Genomic DNA, 20,007 nt, shown 5'->3' with positions numbered 1-20,007 from the left:
GCCGCAAACGTGGATTGAAACATGACCAAACCCCTTACTGGCCGCATCGCTCTCGTCACCGGCGCCTCGCGCGGCATCGGCTATGCCACCGCGCGCGCACTGGCAGGCGCCGGCGCGCAAATCATCGCAGTGGCGCGCACCCAGGGCGGGCTCGAGGAGCTCGACGACGAGATCCGCAAAGGTGGCGGCAGCGCTACGCTGGTGCCGCTCAGTCTGACCGATTTCGACGGCATCGCCCGGCTTGGCGCAGCGCTGAATGAGCGCCACGGCAAGATCGACATCCTCGTCGGCAACGCTGGCGTCGCCGGCCCCTCCTCGCCGCTCGGCCATATCGACCTGAAACCGTGGAACGATGTGCTCGCAGTCAACGTCACGGCCAATTTTCAATTGATCCGCTGCATGGAGCCGCTGCTCAAGAAGTCGGATGCCGGCCGCGCGGTTTTCATCACCTCGGGCGTAGCCAACAAGGCGACCGGCTATCTCGGCCCTTATGCTGCCTCCAAGGCGGCGTTGGAAGCGCTGGCGCGGGTCTGGGCCCACGAGACGGCCTCGACGCCGCTGCGGGTCAATCTGTTCAATCCGGGGCCCATCCGCACCCACATGCGCGCCACGGTCTTTCCGGGCGAGGACCCCATGACGCTCGATACGCCCGAACAGGCAGCTGAATTGATCGTGCCGATGTGCTTGCCATCGTGGAACGAGAGCGGCAAGTTTTACGACTACCCGACGCGCACGCTGATGAGCTTTCGCGCGCCGCAGTGAGCGCCGGAAGGCAGCGGAGCCAGAAGAACAAACGACGGGAGGGTGACGATGCGGACCGGGACCCGTTTGATGCGCACTATTTGCGCAAGCACCGGCACGGCGTTAATCACCTCCGTGATGCTGCTCGTGGCGCCTCATCTCTTACAAGCCAGCGAGATTCCGACCTTTGCGGTCGATGCGGCCTGGCCAAAGCCGCTGCCCAACAACTGGATCCTCGGTCAGGTCGGTGGCATCACCGTCGATTCCGAAGGGTATATCTGGCTGATCCATCGTCCTCGCTCGCTCACCGACGACGAAAAGGGCGCAACTTTAACCCCGCCGCGCTCGAAATGCTGCGTGCCGGCGCCGCCGGTGCTGGAATTCGATGCCGACGGCAATCTCTTGCGCGCCTGGGGCGGCCCCGGCGAGGGTTACGAATGGGTCGGGCGCGAACACGGCATTGAAGTCGATGAGCGCGGTTTCGTCTGGATCGGCGGCAACGCCGAGAACGACAATGCCATCCTGAAGTTCACACTCGACGGCAAATTCGTGATGCAGATCGGCAAGATCGCGCCGAGCAAAGGCAGCAACGACACCACGCAGCTCGGCAAGCCGGCCGAGACCGCCATCGACAAGGAGGCGAACGAGATCTATGTCGCCGACGGCTACGGCAACCACCGCGTCATCGTGTTCGACGCCACCACAGGCGCCTACAAGCGGCACTGGGGCGCTTACGGCAATGTGCCTGCTGATGACAAGCAGCCGCCCTACGATCCCAAGACGCCGGTTTCGCAACAATTTGCGAGTCCCGTTCACTGCGTGAAGATCGCCAATGACGGACTCGTCTACGTCTGCGACCGCATCAACAATCGCATCCAGGTCTTCCGCAAGGACGGCACCTTCGTGAAGGAGTGGTTCTTCGAGAAGAACACGCTGGGCAACGGCGCGGTCTGGGATATCGCGATCTGGCCTGATCCGAAGCAGAGTTATCTGCTCAATGCGGACGGCGAGAACAATGAGATCCGCATCATCAATCGCGCGGATGGCACCGTCGTCGGCAGTTTTGGGCGAAGCGGCCGCAACGCCGGACAGTTTCACTGGGTGCACGCGATCGCCGTTGACCCCAAGGGCAACGTCTATACAGCCGAGGTCGACAACGCCAAGCGCATCCAGAAGTTCAAACTGACTTCGGACGCGCTGCGATAACTGTCATTTGCGGCTACCTGCCAACGTGCGTGCGGCAATACCGAGCGCCAGTACGACCAGCACTGAGGCCAGGTAGAACGGCGCGCCCGGCAGATGCAGCGGCGTCTGCGCGCCGATGAAATAGGCAAAGGTCAGCGTAAATACGAACGGCCCCAGCAATTGAGAAATGCTCTGCACGCTCGTATTCGCGCCCTGCAACTGGCCTTGCTGGTCCGGCGCCACACGCTTGGTCATGAACGATTGGATCGCCGCGCCTGACACGCCCCAGAGCGACATCACGGGAATGCCAAGCCACGACAGTGGCCCTGTCGGCGCTATGGCGAAGATGAAAAAACCCGCAGCGCCGCAGACTAATCCGAGAAGCAGCGCCCGGCGCTCGCCGAAAAGCCGGATGATCGGCCCGATGCCGGCCCCCTGCACCAGCATGGCGCAGATGCCGACCATCGCCAGCGTCACGCCGACCGTCTTGGAATCCCAGCCATATCGATAGGTCGCATACAGCACGAAGGTCGATGGCAGCACGGCGTGTGCAAGTTGGGTGAAGAAGGTCACCACCGACAGGCCCGCCAGGATCCGATCGGAACGGAGCAGGTGCAGCGCGCCGACAGGGTTGGCGCTCTTCCATCGGAACGGCGCGCGCCGATCGCGCGCCAACGACTCCGGCAAGATCAGGAGGCCATACATCGTGTTGGCAAAACTCAAGCCCGCCGCGACCCAGAACGGCAGCCGGGGATCGGCATCGCCGAGCAAGCCGCCGATGGCAGGACCGATGATGAAGCCGGCACCGAAGGCCGCTCCCACTTTGCCGAACACCGCGGCTCGGCGTTCCGCGGGCGTGATATCGGAAATATAGGCAAAGGCGGTGGAGATACTTGCCGACGTGATGCCGGAAATCACCCGGCCGATAAACAGCCAGATCAATGAAGGCGCAAGCGCCATCAGCACATAATCCAGCGCCAGCCCGAAATTCGACAACAGCACCACCGGCCGGCGGCCAAATCGATCGGACAGGCTGCCAAGCAGCGGCGAAAACAGAAACTGCATCAACGCCCATGCCGTGCCGAACACGCCGAAAATGCGTGCGGCGCGTGCGGTGTCATTATCGACGAAACTTTCGACGAGCTTCGGCAGGATCGGCATGATCAGGCCGAGCGCCAGCATGTCGAGCAGGATGGTGACAAAGATGAAGGCGACCGCCGCGCCACGCGCGGACGACGATGCTGACGGCGCGCCGACCGCGCTCGTTTCACTCATGACGGCCGCTTTCGCTTATGCGCGAAAGGATTGGCCTTCTCGCGCAGCGCGATCCGCACCGGCGTGCCCGGCAATTCGAACTGCTCGCGCATCGAATTGACGAGATATCGCAAATAGGATTCCGGCACGGCGTCGGCGCGCGAGCAGAACAGCACGAAGCTCGGCGGCCGCGCCTTGGCTTGCGTGATGTAATTCAGCTTCAACCTTCGGCCGGAAACGGCCGGTGGCGGGTTGGCGTTCACCGCCTGCTCGAACCAGCGATTGAGCGCCGCCGTGGGCACCCGCCTGTTCCACACGGCGTATGCGTCTTCGATTGCGCGCATCAGGCGGTCGATGCCCTCGCCCATCAGGCCGGACACGGCAACCAGCGGCGCGCCCTTCACCTGCGGCAGCCAGTGATCGGCTTCCGTGCGAAGTGCCGAGATCGCGCCGGGCTTCGCATCGACCAGATCCCATTTGTTGACCGCGATCACAAGCGCCCGGCCCTCGCGCTCGATCAGGTCGGCGATACGCAGGTCCTGCTCTTCGAATTTGTTTTGCGCATCCGTCATCAACACAACAACCTCGGCGAAGCGCACCGCGCGCAAAGCATCCGCCACCGAAAGCTTTTCCAGCTTTTCCTCGATCCGGGAACGACGGCGGAGGCCTGCGGTATCGAACACGCGGAAGTCCCGGCCGTTCCAGTTGATCTCGACGGCGATCGAGTCGCGCGTGGTGCCAGCTTCTGAGCTCGTGAGCAGCCGCTCTTCGCCAAGCAAGCGGTTGATCAGCGTCGACTTGCCTGCGTTGGGACGGCCAATGACGGCAACCCGGATTGGCCGCCGCGCCAACTCCTCGTCCGTCTCGGCCACATCATCGTCATCGTCGTTGTCATGATCTTCCGCAGCTTCCGGCATCAACATGCGCAGCGCGTCGTACAGCTCGCCCATGCCCTCGCCGTGTTCGGCGGAGATCTGCACGGGGTCACCGAGCCCCAAAGCATAGGATTCCATGGCACCGATTTCGCCGTGCTTGCCCTCGCTCTTGTTGGCGAGAAGAATCACCGGCTTGTCGGCGCGCCGCGCATAATCGGCAAAGGCGCGGTCGGTAGGCGTTAGCCCCGCCCGGGCGTCGATCACGAACATCAGCGCGTCCGCGAGCCCGATCGCGGTCTCGGTCTGCTCCTGCATCCGGGCCGTGAGCGATCCCTTCGTGCCCTCGTCGAGCCCTGCAGTATCGATCACCGTGAAGCGGAGGTCGCCAAGTTGCGCGTCGCCCTCGCGCCGGTCACGCGTCACGCCCGGCGCGTCGTCGACCAGCGCCAGTTTCTGTCCAACCAGGCGGTTGAACAGCGTCGACTTCCCGACATTGGGCCGGCCGATAATCGCAATCGTAAAAGGCATGATGGATTCGACGCCGCGGGAGGACCGAACGAGAGCATGTGGCAGAGCCCGTTAGCCTGCCGTATCCAGCTTTAGCGCGTAACCGTACCGCCCGGTAGCGGCGCCGGGAATGGCGCGGCCGATTGCTGGACCTGCGGTGCTGATTGCGCTGGCTGCGCACCCTGCTGCTGGGCTGCCTGATTGGGCGGCGGCGCGGTGGTGCGCTGACGGACGATTTTCTTCTTGGGAGCTGGCGGTGCCGCCGCCGTTGCATCTTCTTCCGGTGCCGCCGCAGGGTCGGTGCTGGCGGTCGCCGCAGGCTGTTTCTTCCTGGCGGACTTTTTCGGCTTGGTTTCTTCGGGTGGCGGCGGTGGCGGAGCAGCAGCGGCCGCTGCCGCGTTGGCATCGGCCTGTTCCTGGGCGCCTTTATAGAGCGACTTCGGGACACCTTGTTCGAGGCCGGGCACGCCGTCCGGAAATACCGGCTTGCGCTCGCCTTGCAGCTTCTTCTTGGTGTCGATCCAGTCGAGCCAATCCATCGGGTCAAAACTGTTGACGTTGCTCGAACAGCCGACGAGCGCGCCGCACAGCGTAACAAGAACGGTAGCGGCGATCAGACGTTGCAGGCGACCCATGATCGATTTCTCGTTCAACCCGTTTTCCTGTTCGTCAAGTCTTGCCGTCAACTCTTGGCGACCGGCGGAAGCAGCGCCTGGAGCGCCTCGGCGCGTTGACGCATTGCCGAAGGCGTCTCGCCGTCATTGGCGATCATGTCGAGCCATTGCCGCGCCGCCGTGGTGTCATTGGCGCGCCAAGCCGACAAGGCCAGCAATTCACGCGCCGTATGACGGAAAGTCGCGTCCGGCTTGGCGGCCGCTTCCAGCCGTTGCAGCATGTTCGGATAAGATTCGGTATCCAGCAGCAGCGCCGCAGCGCGGACCCGCGCGAGGTCCTGCTGCACGGTGCCGATGCTGCGATCGGCAGCAATTTCGTCGTACAGTTTGGCGCCAGCCTTCGGGTCACGGGTTGCGACCTCGCCCGCCGCGCGCAGCCGCGCCAGCGTGCGATATCCCGACGGTGCTGACGTCGCCAGCTTGTCGAACGCTGCCTCGGCCTCGGAATGCTTACCCTGCTCGGAAAGGTCGATTGCCGCGTCAAAGGCTGCACCGGCCTCGGCGGCCTTCTGCGCTTCAAGGTACTGATAGCCACGCCATGCACCGACGGCGGCAATAACCAGAAGCGCGGCGGCGATGATAAAGATCGAATATCGATCCCACAGCTTCTTGAGCTGCTCCCGGCGGACTTCCTCATCGACTTCGTCAAATAATTCAGACACTTAAGTGCACCTTATCCCCGGCTGACCATATCCGGAACCAACCGAAGCCATGAATCTGTCCCTTGAAGCGGCCGCGTTACCCTAGCGATATGGCGCTGGCAAGGCAAAGCGAGGCCGGTCAAGGCGTTAACGGCCCGCTTTCGAGGATTATCCCAAACCCTTCGGCGGGACGGATCCGGGTACGCTTACGCCTTCGCCTTCATGCCGTAAACATGTTCGGGTCCCGGGAAAGCACGGGAGCGGACGTCGGCCGCATAGCCCTGGATAGCGGCCTCGATCATGGGACCGAGATTGCCGTAACGGCGGACAAATTTCGGCGCCCGCGGCGATAGCCCCAGCATATCCTCCAGCACCAGCACCTGGCCGTCGCAGGCCGCGCTGGCGCCGATGCCGATGGTCGGAATATCGATCGTCCCGGTGATCTTGCGGGCCAAGGGTTCGGCGACCGCTTCGACCACAACCGAGAACGCGCCGGCTTGCGCCACCGCAAGCGCATCGTTTTCAATCGGCGCCCAGTCTGCCTCCTCGCGCCCCTGGGCGCGGAACGAACCCAGCGTATTGATCGACTGCGGCGTCAGGCCGATATGGCCCATCACGGGGATGCCGCGCTCGACCAGAAAGGCGATAGTCTCCGCCATCCGTGCGCCGCCTTCGAGCTTGATCGCGCCGCAATGGGTTTCCTTCAGCACTCTCACGGCCGAATGAAAGGCTTGTTCTTTCGAGGCCTCGTAGGAGCCGAAGGGCATGTCGACGACAACAAGCGCATGCTGCGAGCCGCGCATCACCGCATGGCCCTGAAGGATCATCATGTCGAGCGTCACCGGCACGGTGGTCTCAAAACCATGCATGACGTTGCCGAGGGAATCGCCGACCAGGATGACGTCGCAGTAGCGGTCAACCAGAGCCGCCGTGTGTGCGTGATAGGAGGTCAGCATCACGATCGGCTCGCCATTCTTGCGCGCGCGGATATCGGGTGCGGTCTTGCGCTTGATCGCGGCCTGAACTGACATCTCTTAAACTCCTACGACGGGAACGCCGATCACCACGGGATGGAATGCGAAAGCCAGCGCCAGATAGGCAACGATACCGACCGCAATCGCAATCATATCGTTACCCCAACCACCGACGGGAATAGGCGGGCTGCCGGCGTCAGCTCGCCGTTTGAGCGATATCCGGTCGAAGACGGCCCAGCCGAGGAACGAGCCAAACAGGATGATCGAGCCGAGATCGCCATTGGCGAGCAAATGCGCCGCCGCCCATAATTTAACTCCGGCCAGCATCGGGTGCTTCAGCGCCTTGTAGATGTGTCCGCGCAAATAAGCCGCCACCACCAGAATGACCGCCGGCAGCATCAGCGCAATCGTAATGTGCTTGAGAATGACGAGGGTCCTCGGAGATACCGCCCCCTCCCAGACGTCAATCATCCCCACCGCACGGTAGTGTCCAAAGCCCCAGGCGATCAGCACGATACCCAGCAGGGAGACCAACGCGTAAACGAGCTTGTAGCTGCCTTCGCCCATGGCACCGACGATGCGCCCGCGTAGTCCGCGCCAGGCCGGCAACACATGAATGCCGAGGAACAGCACAAGGCCCAGGATCATCACGGCTAGTCCCATCGCATCGCCTCCTTCGGACCACGTTGCGGCTCTCGGGTACACGTTCGCGGGCGCCGCGGCAATGCGTGAAATGGCCGGCGCGCGGGCGCCTAGGCTGCACCAGGAGCTAGCAGCTACGGTGTCGCCTTCTTGTCGAACTCGCGGTTGTCGACATAGCGGATGGCGATTGGCCGGCCCGCCAGGGCTCCGCCGAGATTGCCGGTGAACTTCAGCGGCACACAGGCGTCGATGGAGTCGTTGATCGCCTTGAGGTAGGTACTGCGGACGTCGGCCGGCGTGCCCTGCGTCGCAAAGGTCAGGCGCGGGGGACCGATAAGATCGCCAGACCGCTTGAAGCTGAAACGCACGGTCATCTGCATGCCCTCTTTCGCGTCGCCCGCCGGCGGCGGCGTCCAGCAGGAACGGAGCGCCGCAAAGAGGTCGCCGATATTGTCGAGGTCGTGATCAGGCTTCTGATATTTCGACGCGTCCTCTTCCGCAGGCTTGCTTTCGACCGTCAGTTGGAGGTTCTCACCATAAGGATAATAGATCTCGGGAATGCAGGGACCGCGATTGAACACGCTGCAAAAAGATGGCGTGCACGGATGATGGGACAGAACACTGCAAGGCTCGTGCGAGAACGGGATGGCATTGATCCGGTGCCACCGTCTCGCGTCAGCGCTTGCCGTGACGGCCAATCCTGCAACGGAAACGATCAAAACGACAGCGATGCGACCGAGCATGTACGGCCCTCGAAAGCAGCACCGCTAGAATATAGCGCCAAATTGAGCTGAAAGAAGTTCACATCCTCGCGTGGAGCGGCATCGCGCCACTTTATGATTTCTTCTTCACGTCCTTGACGTTTGCGAAGACGATGCCTTCGGCGCGCTCTTTGGTGTAGCCGAGATAGAATTCGTTCTTGGCCATGAACACGGGATCGCCGTCGACATCGTCGGCTATTCCGGAGCCGTTCGCAGCGATGAACGCGTCGAGCTTCTTGCGGTCGTCGGACGAAACCCAGCGCGCGAGCTGGAACTCGGACACTTCGAATTCCACGGGCAATGCGTATTCCGCGTCCAGCCGGGCCTTGAGGACGTCGAGTTGCAGCGGCCCGACCACGCCGACCAGCGCCGGCGCACCGTCGCGCGGACGGAAGACCTGGACGACGCCCTCCTCCGACATCTGTTGCAGGGCTTCCTTGAGTTTCTTGGCCTTCATCGCGTCGGTGAGGCGCACGCGGCGGACGATTTCCGGCGCAAAGCTCGGCACGCCAACAAAGGTGATGTCCTCGCCTTCTGTCAGCGTATCGCCGATGCGGAGCGACCCGTGATTGGGAATGCCGACGACGTCGCCGGCAAAGGCTTCGTCCGCCACCGAGCGATCCTGGGCAAAAAAGAATTGCGGACTCGACAGCGGCATCGTCTTGCCGGTGCGCACCAGCTTCGCCTTCATGCCGCGAGTCAGTTTGCCCGAGCACAGCCGCGCAAACGCGATACGGTCGCGGTGATTGGGATCCATATTGGCCTGGATCTTGAACACGAAGGCGCTCATGCGCGGCTCGGCCGCCTCGACCTTGCGTAAGTTGCCTTCCTGCGCCCGCGGGGGCGGCGCAAAGCGGCCAAGGCCCTCGAGCAGATCGCCGACGCCAAAATTGCGCAGCGCGCTGCCGAAATAGACCGGCGTCAGATGGCCTTCGCGAAACGCTTCGAGTTCGAACGGCTTGCAGGCTTCGGAGACCAGCGCGAGTTCGTCCTTGACTTCGGCGACATCGAGATTGGCGTTGCGTCCAGCGAGATCGGCAATGTCGATCTTAAGCGCCGCGCCGGTCTTGGCGCCGCCGCCTTCCAGGAGCCGCACGCCGCCGGTCGCGAGATCGTAGGTCCCGAGAAAATCGCGGCCGCGCCCGACCGGCCACGTCATCGGCGTGGTATCGAGCGCCAGCGTCTTTTCGATCTCGTCCAGAAGCTCGAACGTGTCGCGACTTTCGCGGTCCATCTTGTTGATGAAGGTGATGATCGGAATGTCGCGAAGACGGCACACCTCAAACAGCTTGCGTGTGCGCGCCTCGATGCCCTTGGCGGCGTCGATCACCATGACCGCGGAATCGACCGCGGTCAGCGTGCGGTAGGTATCTTCCGAAAAGTCTTCGTGGCCCGGCGTATCCAGGAGGTTGAAGACGAGACCGTCGAATTCGAAGGTCATCACCGAGGTGACCACCGAAATCCCGCGCTCGCGCTCGATCTTCATCCAGTCGGAACGGGTGTTACGCCGCTCGCCCTTGGCCTTGACCTGCCCTGCCAGATTGATCGCACCGCCAAACAGCAGCAGCTTTTCGGTCAGCGTGGTCTTGCCGGCGTCCGGGTGGGAAATGATCGCAAAGGTGCGCCGTCGCGCCACTTCGCTGGCGAACGGCGACGGAGATGACGAATCAGAGCTGAACGCAAGGTCGGACATGGAGCGAAGCGTTTGGCAGGGAAAGCGGCCCGGATCAAGGATGATACATCCCATATAGGGAGCCCGCGGACCAACTCCAGCCGGCGAGGCACGCTAGCGCAGCAGCACTACCGACCAGTAAGCCAGGGCAGCGACGCCGGCCGCGGCCGGGATGGTAATAACCCAGGCATAAACGATCGAGCTTGCCACGTTCCATCGCACCGCCGAGACCCGTCGCGCGGCGCCGACGCCGACGATGGCGCCGGTGATGGTGTGGGTGGTCGACACGGGAACCCCGAGGAAAGTGGCAAGGAACAGCGTCGCTGCGCCGCCCGTTTCGGCGCAAAAGCCCTGCATTGGCGTCAGCTTGGTAATTCTCAAACCCATGGTGCGGACGATCCGCCAGCCGCCCATCAGCGTTCCCAGCGCCATCGCCGCCTGACAGGACAGCACGACCCAGAACGGGATATAAAATTCGGCGCCCAACTTGCCTTGCGAGAACAGCAGCACCGCGATGATGCCCATGGTTTTTTGCGCATCGTTGCCGCCATGGCCGAGCGAATAAAGCGAGGCGGAGGCAAATTGCAGGATCCGGAAAGCCCGATCGACCGCAAACGGTGTTGAACGGACCGAAGCCCATGACACGATCGCAACCAGCGCAAGCGCGAGCAAAAATCCGATCAATGGCGACAACACGATCGCAAGCAGCGTTTTGGTCAAGCCGCTCCAGACCGCAGCCGAAATACCCGCTTTCGCCATCCCGCCGCCAACGAGCCCGCCAATCAGCGCATGCGAACTGGAGGATGGAATGCCGAGAGCCCACGTGATCAGGTTCCAGACGATCGCGCCAACGAGTGCCGCAAAGATCACTGCCACGTCGATCACGTTGGGGTCGATAATGCCGGTGCCGATGGTCTGGGCCACATGGAGCCCAAACACCGCGAAGGCGACGAAGTTGAAGAATGCGGCCCAAAACACCGCATATTGCGGCCGCAGCACCCGCGTCGATACGATCGTTGCGATCGAATTGGCCGCATCATGCAGTCCGTTGAGAAAGTCGAACAAAAGCGCGACGGCAATCAGAACGACGAGAACCGGAAGACCAAGCGCAGCATCCACCTGATGGCCCTGCCCTATACCTGTTCGATCACGATGCTAGAGATTTCGTTCGCCACGTCGTCGAAGCGATCGGCCACCTTTTCGAGGTGGTCGTAGATTTCGACGCCGACAATGAAATCCATCGCGTTGGCCTCGCGATGTTTGAGGAAGAGTTCTTTCAGACCGATGTCGTGGAGGTCGTCGACCCTCCCTTCCAGTTTGGTCAGTTCCTCGGTGATCGAGGTCAGCATCGAAACATTGCTGCCGATCGACTGCAGCAACGGCAACGCGCGGCCGGTAAGGTTGGCGCACTCGACGAGAAGCGTCCCTATCTCGCGCATCGGAGGCTCGAAGGTGCGGACCTCGAACAACATCACTGCTTTCGCGGTTTGCTGCATCTGGTCGATGGCGTCGTCCATCGCCGTGATCAGGTTCTTGATGTCGCCGCGATCGAACGGTGTGATGAACGTGCGCCTCACGGCAGTGAGGACTTCGCGCGTGATATTGTCCGCATCATTCTCGAACTGGTTGACGCGCTGGCAGAAGACCGGCGTTTCCTCCCCGCCTTGAAGCATGCCTTGCAGCGCGAGCGCGCCTTGTTGCACGGCCTGGGAGTGTTTGGCGAAGAGTTCGAAAAAGCGCTCCTCTTTGGGAAGGAGGGCGCGAAACCACCGCATCAACATCGATATGTCCAAAATCGCAGGCCGGAATGGCCCGTCACAAATATGTCATATACGATTTTCGGCAAGTTTGCGCGGTAGGCAATCCGGGATTCATCCACGGCTTTGTGGCGCGGGCACCCGATCGAGGGCCGCCGTCCTCTACAGCGAACGTCGGAAAAAATGGGCGATTTCGCCGACAATGCCGCGGCGGAACAACAGCACGCAGGCCACGAAAATAGAGCCCTGGATCACCGTGACCCACGAGCCGAACCCGGCCAGATATTGCTGGGTCGCCACGATGATGAAGGCGCCGATCACGGGACCGAAGACCGTGCCGAGGCCACCAACCAGCGTCATCAGCACGATCAGGCCGGACATGCCGACCTCGACATCCGACAGCGAGGCATTCTGGACGACGAACACCTTCAGCGAACCGGCAAATCCCGCCAGCGTCCCCGAGAGGATGAAGGCGAGCAGCTTGTATTGGTCGGTCTTGTAGCCGAGCGAAATCGCGCGCTGCTCGTTCTCGCGGATGGATTTCAACACTTCGCCGAACGGCGAGTTGATGGCGCGGAAGATCACCAGAAAGCCGAACAGGAAGTTTGCGACAACGACGTAGTACAGCACCGTCGACTTCGAGAGATCGAGGATGCCGAACAAGTGCCCTTGCGGAATGCCCTGGATGCCATCTTCGCCGTGTGTGAATGGCGCTTGCAGATAGATGAAATACATTAGCTGCGACAGCGCCAGCGTGATCATGGCGAAATAGATGCCCTGGCGGCGGATCGCGACGATTCCGGTCACAACACCAAGCGCCGCCGATGCGGCAACACCAATCAGAATGCCGAGCTCTGGCGGGACGCCCCACACTTTGACAGCATGAGCTGTGACATAACCGCCCGTCCCCAAGAACATCGCATGGCCGAATGACAACAGGCCGCCGTAGCCGATCAGGAGATTGAAGGCACAGGCAAGCAGCGCAAAACACAGCGCCTGCATCACGAAGAACGGGTAGAGGCCGGTGAGCGGCACGAGCGCCAGCAGCACGGCCATGACCACGAACGCAATCATTTCGTCGCGGATCGCGCCCGCGGTTACCGGCAAGGTATCGTCAGTCATCGCCGTCATTTGTTATGCCGCCCGCCCCGTTAATCCCGCCGGTTTGACCAGAAGCACCAGCACCATCAACACGAAGACGACGGTGTTCGATGCTTCCGGGTAGAAGTACTTCGTCAATCCCTCAATCACGCCGAGCGCAAAGCCGGTGATGATCGATCCCATGATCGATCCCATGCCGCCGATGACCACCACCGCAAACACCACGATGATGATGTTCTCGCCCATCAGCGGCCGGACCTGATTGATCGGCGCCGACAGCACGCCGGCCAACGCGGCAAGGCCGACACCGAGGCCGTAGGTCAGCGTGATCATTCGCGGCACATTGATGCCGAAGGCGCGCACCAGCGTCGGGTTCTCGGTCGCCGCACGCAGGTAAGCGCCAAGCCGCGTTCGTTCGATCAGGTACCAGGTCGCCAGACACACGATCAGCGAGAAGACGACGACCCAGCCGCGATAGATCGGCAGGAACATGAAGCCGAGATTGGTGCCGCCGCGCAATTCGTCGGGGATGGCATAGGGCAGCCCCGACGAGCCAAAATAGTTCTGAAACACGCCTTGAATGATCAGCGCTAGGCCGAAGGTCAACAACAGCCCGTACAGGTGATCGAGACCAGCGAGCCATTTCAGCATGGTGCGCTCGAGCACCATGCCGAAGATGCCGACCACGATCGGCGCGATGATCAGCGCCCACCAATATCCGATGCCCCAGATGTTGAGCAGGAAGTAAGCGCAGAACGCTCCCATCATATAAAGCGCGCCATGCGCGAAATTGATGATGTTGAGCATGCCGAAGATCACGGCGAGCCCAAGGCTGAGCAGCGCATAGAACGAGCCGTTGATCAATCCCACCAGTAGCTGTGCGTAAAGCGCTTGCATCGGTTCTCTCGGCGTCCGGTACGTCGCAATTCAAATGTCCCGGGCGGCACCGCCGCCCGAGACTGCAAAACGGATCATTTCTTCAGCAAGGGACAGGTGCTCTTGTCCAGCGGCGTAAAGGCGTCGTCCGCGGAAATCGTCGCCACCAGCTTGTAGTAGTCCCACGGCCCCTTGGACTCCGAAGGCTTCTTGGCCTCGAAGAGATAGGCTGGATGAATCGTGCGGCCATTCGGCTCGATGCTGCCCTTGCCGAACAACGGATCGTCGGTCGGCATTTCCTTCATCTTTGCGACAACCTTCGCTCCGTCATGCGGGTTGCCGCCGAGAGCCTCCAGCGCCTTGAAATAATGCAGCAGGCTCGAATACACGCCGGCCTGAACCATTGTCGGCATGTTGTGGTTCTTGATGCGCTCCTGGAAGCGCTTGGAGAAGGCCCGCGTGCCGTCATTCATGTCCCAGTAGAATGTCTCGGTGAAGTTGAGCCCCTGCGCCGTTTTCAAACCGAGCGCATGGATGTCAGTGATGAACAGCAGCAACCCCGCGAGCTTCTGGCCGCCAGCGGTGATGCCGAATTCGGCCGCCTGCTTGATCGAGTTGGTGGTATCGGCGCCGGCATTGGCGAGGCCGATAATCTTGGCTTTCGACGCCTGGGCCTGCAGCAGGAACGAGGAGAAATCAGCCGTCGAAAGCGGAGCCTTGACGCCGCCGAGAACCTTGCCGCCGGATGCCTGGACCGCCGCAGTGGTATCGCGTTCCAGCGCTGCACCGAAGGCGTAGTCCGCGGTCACGAAAAACCAGGTATCGCCACCGCTCTTGGTCAGCGCCGTCCCGGTACCGTGCGCGAGCGTGTAGGTGTCGTATACCCAGTGAATGGTGTTCGGCGTGCACTGCTTGTTGGTCAGATCCGATGTGCCGGCTCCGGAATTGAGAAAAACCCCGTTTTTCTCCTTGATGAGGTTGGAGACGGCCAGCGCAACACCGGAATTGGGCACGTCGACAACGACGTCGACCTTGTCGACGTCGAACCACTGGCGCACGATATTGACGCCGATGTCCGGCTTGTTCTGGTGATCGCCCGAAATGATGTCGATCTTCCAGCCCTTGGCGACCATCCCGGAGTCTTCCACAGCCATCTGCGCAGCCAGCGTCGAGCCGGGGCCGCCGAGGTCGGCGTAGAGACCCGACTGGTCGGACAGCGAGCCGATCTTGACGGTCTTGTCCTGGGCGCTGGCTATACCCGCGGCCGAAAGGCTGAGCGCCGTGCCGAGCAGGAGACTGGCGAACATTTTCTTCTTCATGGCGTGGTCCTCTTTTGGATATTCCCGTTGTTCTTAGACGCCGAGATAGGTGTGCAGCTTGTCCATATTGGCTTGCAGCTCCGCATTGGCGAAGCCGTCGATGATCTTGCCGTGTTCGACGATGTAATAGCGATCCGCCACTGTCGCGGCGAAGCGGAAATTCTGCTCGACAAGCAGGATGGTAAAACCCTCGTTCTTGAGGCGTTTGATGGTTTGGCCGATTTGCTGGATGATGACGGGAGCAAGCCCCTCGGTCGGTTCATCCAGCATCAGGAAGCGCGCGCCGGTGCGCAGGATGCGCGCGATCGCGAGCATCTGCTGTTCGCCGCCCGACAGCTTGGTGCCCTGGCTGGCGAGCCTCTCCTTGAGGTTCGGGAACAGCTCGAAAATCTGATCCATCGAGAGTCCGCCGTTGCGGACCGTTGGCGGCAGCAAAAGATTTTCGCGAACGTCGAGGCTCGCGAAGATCCCTCGTTCTTCCGGGCAAAAGGCAATCCCCGAACGCGCGATACGATCCGACGAGGCGCGGATGATTTCCCTGCCGTCGAAGCGCACCGAGCCTGAGCGTTTGCCGATGATCCCCATTACCGATTTCAAGGTGGTGGTCTTGCCGGCGCCGTTGCGGCCAAGCAGCGTGACGACCTCGCCCGGGCTCACCTGGAAATTGATGCCGTGCAGGATGTGGGATTCGCCGTACCACGCCTCGAGGTTCTGTACTGCCAGGATCGGCGCGCTCGACGCCGACGGTATCGAGGCGCCGGAGGCCAATGCCGCGTTCGGCATGTTCGGATTAGCCATGTTCGGATTAGCCATGGCCAGCCCCCAGATAAGCTTCCTTCACACGCTCGTCCTTGGAGAGATCGGCGTAGTTGCCTTCCGCGAGCACGTGGCCGCGCGTCAGCACGGTAATGATGTCGGACAGGTTGGCGACAACACTGAGATTGTGCTCGACCATCAGGATGGTGTATTTCGCCGAGATGCGCTTGATCAGCGCTGCGATCTTGTCGATGTCCTCGTGGCCCATGCCTGCCATCGGCTCGTCGAGCAGCATCATTTCCGGATCGAGCGCGAGCGTGGTTGCAATTTCCAGCGCGCGCTTGCGGCCATAGGGCATTTCGACCGCGGGCGTTTTGGCGAACTCGCTCAAGCCGACGTCGTCCAGCAATTCAAGCGCGCGGGCATTGAAGCGGTCGAGCACGCTCTTGGAGCGCCAGAAATCGAAGGAGTGCCCGTGCTGACGCTGCAGCGCGACCCGCACATTCTCGAGCGCAGTCAGATGCGGAAATACCGCCGAGATCTGAAACGAACGTACAAGACCAAGCCGGGCCACATCGGCCGGGGCCATCGCCGTGATGTCCTGTCCCTTGTATTGGATCTGGCCGGCCGACGGACTGAGAAACTTGGTGAGCAGGTTGAAGCAGGTCGTCTTGCCGGCCCCATTCGGGCCAATCAACGCATGAATACTGCCGCGCCGTATCTTGAGGGAAACGTCACGTACGGCAAAGAAACCCGCGAATTCCTTGGTCAATCCGTGGGTTTCGAGAATGAACTCATCCGACAATCAAATTCCCCCGAAAGCCATCGCCGCGACGTCCTGATCGCGGGTGACTAATCTTTCCTTTTACAGCGGGTTCCTCCCGAGGGCCTGAAAATACCGCGCTGGTTTCGCGTGTTTAAATTCGCACCCTGGGCCCGCCGCCTCCGGGCCGGAATATGCCGTCATCGCCCCGGCTTGTGCAAGGCGGAAAGCTGCACCGGCCGGCCCTTCGCCCTTAGTCGTAGGGGCGCCGCTTGGAGCCCCGGATCATGCGCGCCGCGGCTGCACATTTGGAAAGCAGTCGTTAACGTTGTTCGGTCACCCTCAAACTTACCTTCGCCAAGTCTTTCCCGCTTGGGCCGAAGGTTCGACGTTTTTGTTTTTAGAAATCGGAATTTGAGACCTTGGATTTCCAGAGCGCCAACCCGTCGATCGTCAAATCGATCAAGCAACGTGATCTCTTGAACACGTGGCTGCGGCTTTATGCCCCTGCGCAGCGCCTGCCGCGCACGGAGAATTTTCAGCCGGCCCGGATCGAAGACGAGCTTCCCGACCTGGTTTTTATGACGATCGAAATGGCAAACCCGGCGCGCGTGATCATCGACAGCGACGGCAGTCGCATGTCCATGGCTTATGGCCATACCGGACGCGGCCGCTATCTCGACGAATATCTCGGGGCTCGGCTGGCGCCGCTCGTGATGCCGATCTACCAGCACTGCCTCGACCGCGCGCTGCCCGTTTACACCGTCTCCCATGTCGACGACGCCACAGGCCGCATTGTCGCCTATGAGCGCCTGCTGTTGCCGTTCTCGGCTTCCGAGGGCGTCACACATTTGATCGCTTCCCTGAAAACGATCAGCGAGGACGGCAGCTTCGAGATCCGCAATCTCATGCGCGCAAGCGACATATTGCCGACGCCGATGATCCGCGCAGTGATCGACCGCGAACTCTTCCACCGCGCGCCAGGTCGCATTCCAGCCGCCGATCAGATCGAGTTCAGCTAGATTGGGTCGAGCTCACGCGCGTGCGCGCTTGCTGGAAGCGCCTACTTCCTTCGCATAGACGTCCGGCTTGAAGCCGACCAGGAGCTTGCCGCCGACATCGAGCACCGGCCGCTTGATCATCGATGGCTGTTCCAGCATCAGCGCCAACGCCTTGCGTTCGTTCAAACCTTGCTTCTCGGCGTCAGGCAACTTGCGAAACGTGGTCCCGGCGCGATTGAGCAGGGTTTCCCAGCCGAGCTCGCTCGCCCAGGCCTTCAGCTTGTCCTTGGGCGCTCCTGCGGCCTTGTAGTCGTGAAAATCGTAGGCGACGCCGTGGCTGTCGAGCCAGGCCCGCGCCTTCTTCATGGTGTCGCAGTTCTTGATGCCGTAGATCGTGATGGCTTTGGTCATTTGCTCGCTTCCGGATTCACTTCGATTGTGGCGTTTCGCTCGCATCGGTGCGGATCAACACCGTCACGTGGATACGGCGCCGGATGTCCATGCCTTGGCGCCGGTATAACGCGATGGCGGCATTGTTGTCCGAAAAGACATGCAGGAACGGAATTTCTCCGCGCGCTGCAATTTGCCGGGAGACCGCACTCAGCAGCATTTGCGCGTAACCGCGACCGCGGTAGTCCGGGTGCACGCACACGGCAGTAATTTCCGTATACCGGGCTGGCTTCATGCGCTCACCGGTCATTGCTACCAACCGGCCGTCTGCCCTGATACCAAAAAATGTACCTAGCTCGTGTGTGCGCAAGGTGAAGGGGCCCGGCTTCGTCAATTCCGCCAGTTCGACCATCGCCGGAGCGTCAGCGGGCCCCAGTCTGACAATTTCGGCGCTTGTCGCCGCTTCCGCCGGCATTCCGATCATTTGTTCACCGGTCGCCGCCAATGCGATTTTGAAACCTGCCGAGGCGGTCACCGGCTCCAGCGTAAAAAGCACGGCCTGCTCGGACGGCAACATCAGCTCACGTAACGCGCTGAAGCATTCCTGCGACGATTCAGATAGCGCCGCAAACGGAGCTATAGCAGGAGGATAACGCCGCGCCAGCGCGCCGCCCTGCGCGAGCCCGCTTTGCGTCGATGTCAGCGCAAGCCAGATCGGGTGATCGAGCGGATGGATTGGCGAGTTGGAGGACGACATGCGACGAATTCTCGGCGACTCTCGGTCTATTTGCTCTTCGCGAAGCGAACGCGCTCAGGACGGCGAGCGTCATCCGAGCCCTCCCGCGTGCGAGTATGCGCATTCGTTCCCGCGGCGCAAGACGCCCGAGTTTGGCGGCGGTCCTACCCTCCGGAAATGAGAGGGCGCAGGGAAAGCCGGGCGCTGGACGCACCCGCAGCCTCGTATGCAAATCAAAAAGCATACGAGTTAGTCACTACAGGTACACCGAAGCAGTCCGGCCTTCCCTGCGCGATTGGTTTTAACGGCTACTCCGCGCTCTTCCTGGTGATCGGGCTTTCTTGCCACCATCCCCGCGCAATGCGAAGCATTGTCGCGAGTTGATATCAGCGTCGAGATATCAGAACCACACGGCTTCGCCGTCCGCGGCCGGCATCGTTCGTCGTCCGATGCCAACTACGTCCACCGCATCCCGCACTCAACGTTCGTGACGATCGCGAAACGCCCCTCTTCAAGAGCGCGGGACGCGCGAAGAGGAACCACTGATTTGCCCGACGGCACAAGCGAATATTTTTCCAGAAAGCTACTGGACTCCGGGGATTGTCACCTGCCGCGTGATTTGCCCGTCGGGTAAACCATCGAGATGGCTTCGGCCAAACGACGCCGGCCGCTCAGTCTGCGGATATTCTAGCGTTAAGTGCGCAGCTTCATTGCCGAGATTGCGATCATTGCTGCGTGCGGCTGTCTGGTCGCTGACAGAGCGGAAGCCCTCATTTGTCCGAGAAGCCACTCGGCTGGCAGACGAAGTTTTTGGTAACGGCTCTTGTGCAATGTCCATCCGTGATCATCGCGAACATGAATCAAATCGTTCACGACAACGGTCTCGGCAGAAGTGCATTCAAGAAAGCAAGTCATGATGCGCTGATCATCGCTGCGCACCGGAATGAATCGGTCAAGTCCCTCCAATTCGACGGCGGCGAGGTCTCGATAGGTAACGACAAATTGGCCGCGCGGCCTCAGAATGCGGGCGACGGCCCCAACGAGTTCGCTCACCGCACCAAAGCTTGGCAGATGCGTGATGGTGTCCCCCATGCAGACAACCACATCGGCGCTGGCAGGTCCGGCGAGCGTCTCGATTTCGAGAATATCGCCGCAAGTGGCGTTGATGGGATGCGAGGCCGATCGCTCCTTGAGCGTACGAAGCAGCCATTCATTTGTATCGATCGCGAGGACGCGATACCCCAGATCAGCCAAGGCAAGGGATTGAAAGCCGGAGCCGCAGCCGAGATCGATCGCAAGCGAGCCGGGTTCGCCGAGACCGACGAGGCTTTCGAGAAAATGCTTTTGTTCAGCGACTTTCGTCTCGAACGGCATTCCGAACA

Annotated in this window: 21 protein-coding genes; 3 read left to right on the top strand and 18 right to left on the bottom strand. The window is 61.4% G+C overall.

Annotated features, from left to right (window positions below):
* Positions 1-21: 21 nt before the first annotated feature.
* Together VFB05_RS04785 and VFB05_RS04780 are read left to right on the top strand one after the other, a co-directional pair.
* Positions 22-762 (top strand): SDR family NAD(P)-dependent oxidoreductase, encoded by a 741-nt coding sequence (locus VFB05_RS04785; RefSeq protein WP_325009354.1) that lies wholly within the window; start codon positions 22-24, stop codon positions 760-762.
* Positions 763-879: 117 nt separating this feature from the next.
* Positions 880-1,947, top strand: coding sequence for a hypothetical protein (locus tag VFB05_RS04780; RefSeq protein WP_325009443.1), 1,068 nt, complete (start codon positions 880-882; stop codon positions 1,945-1,947).
* Positions 1,948-1,950: 3 nt separating this feature from the next.
* Here VFB05_RS04780 and VFB05_RS04775 read toward each other — a convergent pair whose 3' ends face one another.
* From VFB05_RS04775 to VFB05_RS04705, 15 genes are all read right to left on the bottom strand, one after another.
* Complete coding sequence (locus tag VFB05_RS04775) at positions 1,951-3,201, bottom strand: TCR/Tet family MFS transporter (RefSeq protein ID WP_325009352.1); 1,251 nt, start codon at positions 3,199-3,201, stop codon at positions 1,951-1,953.
* Positions 3,198-4,583, bottom strand: a complete 1,386-nt coding sequence (gene der, locus VFB05_RS04770) for a ribosome biogenesis GTPase Der (RefSeq protein WP_325009350.1) — start codon at positions 4,581-4,583, stop codon at positions 3,198-3,200. Before der ends, VFB05_RS04775 begins: the two co-directional genes overlap by 4 nt.
* A gap of 71 nt (positions 4,584-4,654) precedes the next feature.
* Complete coding sequence (locus VFB05_RS04765) at positions 4,655-5,197, bottom strand: hypothetical protein (protein WP_325009441.1); 543 nt, start codon at positions 5,195-5,197, stop codon at positions 4,655-4,657.
* Positions 5,198-5,244: 47 nt separating this feature from the next.
* Positions 5,245-5,898, bottom strand: coding sequence for a tetratricopeptide repeat protein (locus tag VFB05_RS04760; RefSeq protein WP_325009348.1), 654 nt, complete (start codon positions 5,896-5,898; stop codon positions 5,245-5,247).
* Between the two features lie 185 nt (positions 5,899-6,083).
* Positions 6,084-6,908, bottom strand: coding sequence for a 3-methyl-2-oxobutanoate hydroxymethyltransferase (gene panB / locus VFB05_RS04755; RefSeq protein WP_325009346.1), 825 nt, complete (start codon positions 6,906-6,908; stop codon positions 6,084-6,086).
* 3 nt (positions 6,909-6,911) lie between these two features.
* A complete protein-coding gene (locus VFB05_RS04750; protein ID WP_325009344.1) occupies positions 6,912-7,514 on the bottom strand; it encodes an NnrU family protein in 603 nt (200 codons plus the stop codon).
* Positions 7,515-7,627: 113 nt separating this feature from the next.
* Positions 7,628-8,236 (bottom strand): hypothetical protein, encoded by a 609-nt coding sequence (locus tag VFB05_RS04745; RefSeq protein ID WP_325009342.1) that lies wholly within the window; start codon positions 8,234-8,236, stop codon positions 7,628-7,630.
* Positions 8,237-8,327: 91 nt separating this feature from the next.
* Positions 8,328-9,947, bottom strand: coding sequence for a peptide chain release factor 3 (locus tag VFB05_RS04740; protein WP_325009340.1), 1,620 nt, complete (start codon positions 9,945-9,947; stop codon positions 8,328-8,330).
* Between the two features lie 93 nt (positions 9,948-10,040).
* Positions 10,041-11,045 carry an inorganic phosphate transporter gene (locus tag VFB05_RS04735; RefSeq protein ID WP_325009338.1) on the bottom strand — a complete coding sequence of 335 codons (1,005 nt, stop codon included), beginning with the start codon at positions 11,043-11,045 and terminating at the stop codon, positions 10,041-10,043.
* A 14-nt stretch (positions 11,046-11,059) separates the two neighbouring features.
* Positions 11,060-11,704, bottom strand: coding sequence for a DUF47 domain-containing protein (locus tag VFB05_RS04730; RefSeq protein ID WP_325009439.1), 645 nt, complete (start codon positions 11,702-11,704; stop codon positions 11,060-11,062).
* 141 nt (positions 11,705-11,845) lie between these two features.
* Positions 11,846-12,814, bottom strand: a complete 969-nt coding sequence (locus VFB05_RS04725; protein WP_325009336.1) for a branched-chain amino acid ABC transporter permease — start codon at positions 12,812-12,814, stop codon at positions 11,846-11,848.
* Positions 12,815-12,817: 3 nt separating this feature from the next.
* Positions 12,818-13,681: a branched-chain amino acid ABC transporter permease gene (locus VFB05_RS04720; RefSeq protein WP_325009334.1), complete on the bottom strand. Its 864-nt coding sequence runs from the start codon at positions 13,679-13,681 to the stop codon at positions 12,818-12,820.
* A 74-nt stretch (positions 13,682-13,755) separates the two neighbouring features.
* Complete coding sequence (locus tag VFB05_RS04715) at positions 13,756-14,979, bottom strand: ABC transporter substrate-binding protein (protein ID WP_325009332.1); 1,224 nt, start codon at positions 14,977-14,979, stop codon at positions 13,756-13,758.
* A gap of 33 nt (positions 14,980-15,012) precedes the next feature.
* Complete coding sequence (locus VFB05_RS04710) at positions 15,013-15,762, bottom strand: ABC transporter ATP-binding protein (RefSeq protein WP_325009437.1); 750 nt, start codon at positions 15,760-15,762, stop codon at positions 15,013-15,015.
* Between the two features lie 22 nt (positions 15,763-15,784).
* Positions 15,785-16,540: an ABC transporter ATP-binding protein gene (locus tag VFB05_RS04705; RefSeq protein ID WP_325009330.1), complete on the bottom strand. Its 756-nt coding sequence runs from the start codon at positions 16,538-16,540 to the stop codon at positions 15,785-15,787.
* A gap of 380 nt (positions 16,541-16,920) precedes the next feature.
* Here VFB05_RS04705 and VFB05_RS04700 point away from each other — a divergent pair, with 380 nt between their 5' ends.
* Positions 16,921-17,520 (top strand): PAS domain-containing protein, encoded by a 600-nt coding sequence (locus tag VFB05_RS04700; RefSeq protein ID WP_325009327.1) that lies wholly within the window; start codon positions 16,921-16,923, stop codon positions 17,518-17,520.
* A gap of 12 nt (positions 17,521-17,532) precedes the next feature.
* Here the strand turns inward: VFB05_RS04700 and VFB05_RS04695 are convergent, their stop codons facing one another.
* From VFB05_RS04695 to VFB05_RS04685, 3 genes are all read right to left on the bottom strand, one after another.
* A complete protein-coding gene (locus VFB05_RS04695; RefSeq protein ID WP_325009325.1) occupies positions 17,533-17,910 on the bottom strand; it encodes an ArsC family reductase in 378 nt (125 codons plus the stop codon).
* 16 nt (positions 17,911-17,926) lie between these two features.
* Positions 17,927-18,646 carry a GNAT family N-acetyltransferase gene (locus VFB05_RS04690; protein ID WP_325009323.1) on the bottom strand — a complete coding sequence of 240 codons (720 nt, stop codon included), beginning with the start codon at positions 18,644-18,646 and terminating at the stop codon, positions 17,927-17,929.
* 672 nt (positions 18,647-19,318) lie between these two features.
* Positions 19,319-19,999 carry a class I SAM-dependent methyltransferase gene (locus VFB05_RS04685; protein WP_325009321.1) on the bottom strand — a complete coding sequence of 227 codons (681 nt, stop codon included), beginning with the start codon at positions 19,997-19,999 and terminating at the stop codon, positions 19,319-19,321.
* Positions 20,000-20,007 lie beyond the last annotated feature (8 nt).

Origin of the sequence: Bradyrhizobium sp. (assembly GCF_035652035.1) — a bacterium.
Taxonomy (GTDB): Bacteria; Pseudomonadota; Alphaproteobacteria; order Rhizobiales; family Xanthobacteraceae; genus Bradyrhizobium.
The sequence above is the reverse complement of the archived record's forward strand: the minus strand, read 5'-3'. Positions and strand labels throughout refer to the sequence as shown.

Coding starts and splice junctions, on each gene's coding strand:
- VFB05_RS04785 (WP_325009354.1), top strand. CDS start 22: ATGACCAAACCCCTTACTGGCCGCATCGCTCTCGTCACCGGCGCCTCG.
- VFB05_RS04780 (WP_325009443.1), top strand. CDS start 880: ATGCTGCTCGTGGCGCCTCATCTCTTACAAGCCAGCGAGATTCCGACC.
- VFB05_RS04775 (WP_325009352.1), bottom strand. CDS start 3,201: ATGAGTGAAACGAGCGCGGTCGGCGCGCCGTCAGCATCGTCGTCCGCG.
- der (WP_325009350.1), bottom strand. CDS start 4,583: ATGCCTTTTACGATTGCGATTATCGGCCGGCCCAATGTCGGGAAGTCG.
- VFB05_RS04765 (WP_325009441.1), bottom strand. CDS start 5,197: ATGGGTCGCCTGCAACGTCTGATCGCCGCTACCGTTCTTGTTACGCTG.
- panB (WP_325009346.1), bottom strand. CDS start 6,908: ATGTCAGTTCAGGCCGCGATCAAGCGCAAGACCGCACCCGATATCCGC.
- VFB05_RS04750 (WP_325009344.1), bottom strand. CDS start 7,514: ATGGGACTAGCCGTGATGATCCTGGGCCTTGTGCTGTTCCTCGGCATT.
- VFB05_RS04745 (WP_325009342.1), bottom strand. CDS start 8,236: ATGCTCGGTCGCATCGCTGTCGTTTTGATCGTTTCCGTTGCAGGATTG.
- VFB05_RS04740 (WP_325009340.1), bottom strand. CDS start 9,947: ATGTCCGACCTTGCGTTCAGCTCTGATTCGTCATCTCCGTCGCCGTTC.
- VFB05_RS04725 (WP_325009336.1), bottom strand. CDS start 12,814: ATGACGGCGATGACTGACGATACCTTGCCGGTAACCGCGGGCGCGATC.
- VFB05_RS04720 (WP_325009334.1), bottom strand. CDS start 13,681: ATGCAAGCGCTTTACGCACAGCTACTGGTGGGATTGATCAACGGCTCG.
- VFB05_RS04715 (WP_325009332.1), bottom strand. CDS start 14,979: ATGAAGAAGAAAATGTTCGCCAGTCTCCTGCTCGGCACGGCGCTCAGC.
- VFB05_RS04710 (WP_325009437.1), bottom strand. CDS start 15,762: ATGCCGAACGCGGCATTGGCCTCCGGCGCCTCGATACCGTCGGCGTCG.
- VFB05_RS04695 (WP_325009325.1), bottom strand. CDS start 17,910: ATGACCAAAGCCATCACGATCTACGGCATCAAGAACTGCGACACCATG.
- VFB05_RS04690 (WP_325009323.1), bottom strand. CDS start 18,646: ATGTCGTCCTCCAACTCGCCAATCCATCCGCTCGATCACCCGATCTGG.
- VFB05_RS04685 (WP_325009321.1), bottom strand. CDS start 19,999: ATGCCGTTCGAGACGAAAGTCGCTGAACAAAAGCATTTTCTCGAAAGC.